We start from the raw sequence: 6,471 nt of genomic DNA on the forward strand, positions 1-6,471 counted from the left end.
AGGCTACATCACTGCGGTGATGGCTATGCCCAAGTGCGATTAGCGTTCGGTGGCTCGCACGGTGACCGTATCTACGGTGATGAACGCCTACTGCTCTCCTGAGCGTCTTTCGAGCTCTGCTCGTGAGGTAAGCCCTTTTGACTTCAACCCACTGCGGGGAAATCTTCCCCCGCACGGGACAGGTTTCTTCGCGTTTTCAACGGAGACATACCATGCCCGACTCACTGACACTGGAAGCACTGAACACCCTTCGGTTACCCATCGTGTTCACCCCTGGCGCGTGGCAACGCGCAGTACTGCTCGAGCAATCCGATCACGCTGAGAAGCTGCAGGTCGATCGGTTGAGCCACGTATTGCGCGCAGCCTTCGAAGCCCACTTGGCCTATCCACACAAGCCCTACGTGCTGTTCGAGGTAATCCACATTGAACCAACCGATCACTTAGACCACGCCCCGTTGCTGCAATTGAGTCTGAGCCTACTCCAAGAACCGGGTCAGCCTGGCGCCTTGCTGATAGCGCTAGCAGGAGAACACCAGCGCTAAGCGCCATCAGCGGCGCCCACCTCCACATTCGGACGGCATGCAAGACCTGCATCAATCCAGCCCATCACCCAACCGGGGAACCCTCCCCGACGGGCAAGGCGTTCCTCCGTTTTCTCTCGAGGAAAATGCCATGCGCGATATCTACCAAGACGTGACTGACAAGATCGTTACCGCGTTAGACCAAGGCGTTGCTCCCTGGATCAAACCCTGGTCCTCAAGTGGCTCCGCTGACATCGGCCATCAACCCTACCCCATCAACGCCATCACGCGACGTCCGTATTCAGGCATCAATTTACCGCTGCTCTGGGCCGAGGCCAGGTTGCAGGGGTTCACACAAGATCGTTGGCTGACCTTCAACCAAGCCAAAAAAGCTGGCGGGCACATCCATAAGGGTGAGCACAGCACCCTGGCGGTGCTCTACAAGCCGATGGAGCGCGAGGAGCAGACCGAGTCAGGCCAACCCGTACTCGATGAAAACGGCCAGCCCAAGGTCGCTCACTTCGGTATTCTCAAGACGCATTTTCTGTTCAACATCGAGCAAACAGAGGGACTCGAAATGCTCGATGAAACCCTGCTCGAGACGGAACCGAGTGATCCCTTCCAGGCCAACAGCGCTGCGGAAAATCTGCTGTTAAGCTCGGGTGCACACATCGTTCATCGATCTGCAGACGAAGCCTTTTACCATCCGACCAGGGATCTCATCCAATTGCCGACAAAAGCGCAATTTCACGATGAAAGTGGGTACTACGCCACCGCACTGCACGAGCTGACGCACTGGACCGGGCATCACACTCGGTTGCAGCGCGAAGGCGTGACGTCCTCGTGTCCGTTCGGCTCGCCAGGCTATGCGTTCGAGGAGTTGATTGCCGAAATGGGCGCTGCGTTTTTATGTGCTTACGCCGGCATTCAGGGAGAGTTGCGCCACGAGGGCTACATCGACTCCTGGCTCGGCCTGCTCAAGGCAGACAAACGCGCGATCTTCCGTGCCAGTGGTCACGCCCGAAACGCCTCGGAGTATGTGCTCAACCTGGAGTAGCAACTGAAGCAGATGATAATGGATGACTCACGATGCATGAGCGATGGAGTTTGATCGCTACCTCACCGCTGCAATCGCATCACTGGGGCCCAACGCGAGTTGGGCCCATTTTTCTACACCCAGAAAAATCCCCATACCGCGGAGCTCTGATGCAAAGAATCAGAGAGAGGGGCGCACACCCGTAGCCTGTCATTCCGCATCCAGGTTCTGCGCCAGAAAATCCACCAGCTCGAGTGGACTTCGGCTATCGATCACCTTGTAGATCAGATCGCGCTTACTGCGCGGCAACTTCTTGACCACGCTCTTCGCCGAGGCTCTGACAGCTTCGTCGGTCCCATGGATACGTGCCGCGAGTAGTAGCACGAGCGTGGCGTCAGTGAGGTTCATGGCAAGACCCAAAAAATAGGCACCGCAGTGTAGCGACACTTTTCTTTTTCGTACCAGCCCTCAACAAAACGATGCCTAGCAAAATCCATATTCCGATTGCCGCACAAAGGGACAGGTGCCAAAAGGACGGGTAAAGGTTAGAAGGGAATGGGGAGTCAAGGGTAAGAGCCCTATCCGAAAAGGCTAAAAGGCCACTGACCCAGCCACTTCCCGGAGGTCACGATGCTCAGCCTGTTTCGTCGCAAAAGGCAGAAGCCCCCTCCACCACCGATCGTGAACGGCGCCGAAGGTTACCTGCCCATCGAGTCGGCCCACAGCTTGTTAGCCGCGGAGCACCGCCGTCAGTTGCTCGATCGCATCTGGCAATACACCGCCCTCTCCCACGCGCAGTTCATCCAACTCTATTTAAATCCGATCCATCGCTACGCCGAACAGGTCCAGCAACTCCCGGCCAGCGAGACACACCACCATGCGTATCTCGGTGGCATGCTCGACCATGGTCTTGAGCTGGTCGCCTGTAGTCTGAAGCTGCGCCAGTCGTATCTGCTCCCCACCGGTGCCGCCCCAGAAGATCAGGCCGCCCAGACCGACGCCTGGTCCGCCGGTATCGCCTATGGCGCCCTGCTCCATGACATCGGCAAGATCGCCGTGGACCTGCAGGTCGAACGCCAAGATGGTTGTCTTTGGCATCCATGGCAGGGCCCGCTGGATCAGCCATACCGTTTTCGTTACATCAAGGGTCGGGACTACCACCTGCACGGCGCCGCTGCCGGTTTGCTCTACACCCAGATTATCGACCGCCCGATACTCGATTGGCTCAGTGGTTTTCCGTTGCTCTGGGCCAACTTGCTGTATGTCCTGGCCGGTCAGTACGAACGTGCCGGCGTGCTGGGCGAGTTGGTAATTCAAGCCGACCGTGTATCCACCGCGCAGAACATTGGTGGCAACCCGAACAAGGCGCTACAAGCACCGATTCATTCGCTGCAACACCACTTGATCAGCGGACTGCGTCATTTGGTTCAGCACGAACTGAAACTCAACCAGCCAGGTGCCGCGGGATGGTTGACTCAAGATGCTCTCTGGCTCGTCAGCAAAACATTCACGGACAAGCTGCGAGCCTATCTGCTGTCGCAATCGATTGATGGCATCCCCTCCTCCAACATTGCCGTGTTCGACGAACTGCAATCGCATGGATTAGTCGAGTCAACCCCGGAAGGCAAAGCCATCTGGACGGCGCTCGTGACGCAGGGAAACTGGCAGCAGAGCTTTACTTTTTTGCGCCTTCAACCAGCGTTGATTTGGGGGAGCGAAAACCGCCCAGAAGCTTTTAGTGGAACAGTAAATGTGGTGCTTGATGACCACCAAACCGACGCGTCGGCATCACCATCCAAGACTGTCTTTGCAGAATCGCGCCAAAGTCAATCGCAGCCAGACCCCATGGTGATGGAGGATGCTGATTACCTTAGCGCGCTGCTAGATATGTTCGAGCTAGAGAGGCCTGAGGCCAGTCCTGCATCGTTCGCAAGTGCCCTCGAAATATCAAATCCCTCGTTAAATACTTCTGGTCAAGTATTCCTGAACTGGATCAAGGAAGGTATCCAGAGTCACAAGCTGATCATCAATGACAGCAAGGCCAAGGTACACATTGTCGGCGGCACTGTCTTTTTGGTCACACCTGGTATTTTTCAACGTTTTGCTCAGGAGTTTCCTGGTATTTTTCAGGAGTCAGACCAAGATATTGAAGAATGGCGTTGGGTGCAGAGGCAATTTGAGAAACTGAAGATCCATAGAAAACGGAGTGATGGTTTGAACATCTGGATCTGTCAGGTCGAAGGTCCTCGAAAGAAAGCAAAACTCAAAGGTTATCTATTAGAAAAACCAACACTATTGTTCGACACTATATCTGTACCTCCCGACAATCCTTTCCTTAAAGTCGAAAAAGCTTAAGTTCCCGGTGCACTCCATTAATCGAGGCTAGGGACCCTCCGATCAAGTTAGCTTCTGACGTGTAGATGCTAACCACCAAGGGTGTTTTCCGGTCATATCGGCCTGATAAGCATTGCTCAAGCAGCCGTCGGCAGGCTTTTCAGCCCACCTCGTTCATCCAAGACGCAATTCACTCATACCCATCAATTTTTTGCGCACCATCCACAGGTTCGACAGGGCAAACAGCGTGGTGAGATGGGCGGTGTTTTTCACCAAACCACGGAACCGGTTCTTCACGTGGCCGAACTGGCGCTTGATCACCCGAAACGGGTGTTCGACCTTGGCTCGGGTCTGTGCCTTCACCCGTTCAATTTCACGTTTGGCCTTGTAGATCAGGCTGCGCTTGCTCAGCTTCGTGTACGTGCTGCGACGTGCAGCAATCTGCCAGATCACCTTGCGGCCTTCATGTTCCTCGCGCTTTTCCACCCCGGTGTAACCCGCGTCGGCGTAGACCGCGTTCTCATCACCGTGTAGCAGTTCGGCCACCTGCGTCACGTCTGCAACATGGGCCGCGGTGCCATGGATGTGATGTACCAGGCCCGACTCCACGTCGGCACCGATGTGGGCTTTCATGCCAAAAAAGTACTGATTCCCTTTCTTGGTCTGGTGCATTTCAGGGTCACGCTTGCCTTCCTTGTTCTTGGTCGAACTGGGAGCATGAATGATCGTGGCATCAACGATGGTGCCTTGGCGAAGCGACAGACCTTTGTCCTTCAAGTAGCGATTGATGACGTCCAGGATGCCCGCTGCCAGTTGGTGCTTCTCCAGCAGGTGCCGGAAATTCATAATCGTCGTGTCTTCGGGGATCGGAGCGCTGAGCGTCAGCCGGGCGAACTGGCGCATCGAGGTGATTTCGTAGAGCGCCTCTTCCATGGCCGGATCACTCAGCGAAAACCAGTTCTGCAGCAGATGAATGCGCAGCATGGTCTCCAATGGATACGGCTTGCGGCCACCGCCAGCCTTTGGGTAATGAGGTTCGATCAGTGCCACCAGCCCGCTCCAGGGAACGACTTGCTCCATCTCGGCCAGAAAGCGCTCGCGGCGGGTCTGCTTGCGTTTGCCGGCATACTCGAAATCGGAAAAGCTCATCTGACTCATGGGACTGGCTGCTGCTCATGACCGAAAGGGTGGGCTATTTCAGCACAGCAGACGGGCCCTGTGCTGAACTTGATCGGAGAATCCCTAGGCCAGTTTTCGGTCAGCGGCAACAGTTGCCCTCACTCAACAACCGGTACCCCACTCCTGCCTCGGTGACGATGAATCGTGGCTGAGTTGGATCATCCACCAGTTTCTGCCGCAAGTGCGACACCACTATCCGCAGATAGTGGCTGTCCTCGGTGTGCGTCGGCCCCCAGATATCATTGAGCAATTGCTGCTGGGTGATCACCCGCCCCGGATGCCGCGCCAGTTGCGCCAACACCGCATACTCCTTGCGTGTCAGCGCCACCTCTATACCGTCCAGTAGCACCCGGCGATAAGCCAGGTTCACAATGAGCGGGCCGAAACTGAGTACCGCTTCCTGAGCCTCACCCACCGGCATCTGACGCAACAAGGCGCGCACTCGGGCCAGAAACTCCTGGATACCAAACGGCTTGGTCATATAGTCGTTGGCGCCGCCATCCAGGGCTTGGACCTTCTGTCCTTCGCTCGCGCGCACTGAGAGCACCAGCACCGACACTGTCGACCACTTGCAAAATTCGCGCAGCACTTGCTGGCCGTCCATGTCCGGCAGGCCAAGATCGAGCACCAGCAGGTCGGGCTTGTTCAGCGCCGCCTGGACCAGGCCCTCGTTGCCGGTGCCGGCTTCAAGCACCTTGTAGCCCTGGGAGGTGAGGCTGATGCGCAGGAATTTGCGGATCTGCGGTTCGTCATCGATGATCAAAATGGTCGCGGTCTGGTTCATGAGTTCACATCAACACAAAGAGATAGCACGAGAGTAATGCAGGCGAGTTCAGGCTTAACTCTCCAATTCCGGTTGAGTCTGCAACGGCAGGCACAAGGTGATACAGGTGCCACATCCCTCAATTACCTCGCCCACCGCGATGGGCTCACCATGAGCACCGACCATGCCTGGCCTTGAGCAGGCCGTCGAGGTCCATCTCTTCGAGCATGACCCCGCGGTATTCGGAACGCACCAGCGGCTGTTGCGGCAAGCCACCGAGCAAGGCTTCGGTTTCCGCCCGGCCATGGGTTTCCACCACCCCGGCCAGGACCGTCACCCCCTGACGCAATTGCGTGTGCGCCGCCTGCAACATGGCGTAGGTCTTGCCGACGCCCGGGGCGGCGCCAAGGAAGACCTTGAGCCGGCCGCGGCCGTCATGGGACAGATCGGCTAACAGTGCATCGGCGCGGCCGGAATCACTCATGCATTGTTCTCTCTGGACTCAAATCATCGACATACAAACTTGTAGCAGTTGGCTACAGGGCGAGCTTTTCCAGCGCCATGTTCAGGGCCAGCACATTCACCACCGGCGGGCCGACCAGAGGCTGCTCGACATGGGCATCCACCAGTTGCTGCAG

Annotated in this window: 6 protein-coding genes and 2 pseudogenes; 3 read left to right on the forward strand and 5 right to left on the reverse strand. The window is 56.7% G+C overall.

What is annotated here, in order from left to right; genetic code table 11:
- Window positions 1-212 precede the first annotated feature (212 nt).
- Window positions 213-542, forward strand: a complete 330-nt coding sequence (locus tag J4E58_RS19840) for a hypothetical protein (RefSeq protein ID WP_087092591.1) — start codon at window positions 213-215, stop codon at window positions 540-542.
- Window positions 543-672: 130 nt separating this feature from the next.
- Window positions 673-1,578, forward strand: coding sequence for an ArdC family protein (locus tag J4E58_RS19845; protein WP_087092590.1), 906 nt, complete (start codon window positions 673-675; stop codon window positions 1,576-1,578).
- Between the two features lie 189 nt (window positions 1,579-1,767).
- On the opposite strand, the gene J4E58_RS19850 is transcribed toward J4E58_RS19845, so the two are convergent.
- Complete coding sequence (locus J4E58_RS19850; protein ID WP_007901093.1) at window positions 1,768-1,965, reverse strand: hypothetical protein; 198 nt, start codon at window positions 1,963-1,965, stop codon at window positions 1,768-1,770.
- Window positions 1,966-2,187: 222 nt separating this feature from the next.
- On the opposite strand from J4E58_RS19850, the gene mobH reads away from it, so the two are divergent.
- Window positions 2,188-3,912, forward strand: coding sequence for a MobH family relaxase (gene mobH / locus J4E58_RS19855; protein ID WP_087092589.1), 1,725 nt, complete (start codon window positions 2,188-2,190; stop codon window positions 3,910-3,912).
- A 153-nt stretch (window positions 3,913-4,065) separates the two neighbouring features.
- Here the strand turns inward: mobH and J4E58_RS19860 are convergent, their stop codons facing one another.
- From J4E58_RS19860 to J4E58_RS32000, 4 genes and pseudogenes are all read right to left on the reverse strand, one after another.
- Window positions 4,066-5,049, reverse strand: a complete 984-nt coding sequence (locus J4E58_RS19860; protein WP_087092588.1) for an IS5 family transposase — start codon at window positions 5,047-5,049, stop codon at window positions 4,066-4,068.
- 100 nt (window positions 5,050-5,149) lie between these two features.
- Window positions 5,150-5,854 carry a response regulator gene (locus tag J4E58_RS19865; RefSeq protein ID WP_087092587.1) on the reverse strand — a complete coding sequence of 235 codons (705 nt, stop codon included), beginning with the start codon at window positions 5,852-5,854 and terminating at the stop codon, window positions 5,150-5,152.
- Window positions 5,855-6,029: 175 nt separating this feature from the next.
- A pseudogene (locus J4E58_RS19870) lies at window positions 6,030-6,317 on the reverse strand (histidine kinase); the annotation flags it as partial.
- A gap of 52 nt (window positions 6,318-6,369) precedes the next feature.
- Window positions 6,370-6,471: pseudogene (locus tag J4E58_RS32000) on the reverse strand (potassium-transporting ATPase subunit C); the annotation flags it as partial.

The organism is Pseudomonas sp. FW305-25 (assembly GCF_017351415.1).
Lineage (GTDB): Bacteria > Pseudomonadota > Gammaproteobacteria > Pseudomonadales > Pseudomonadaceae > Aquipseudomonas > Aquipseudomonas chlororaphis.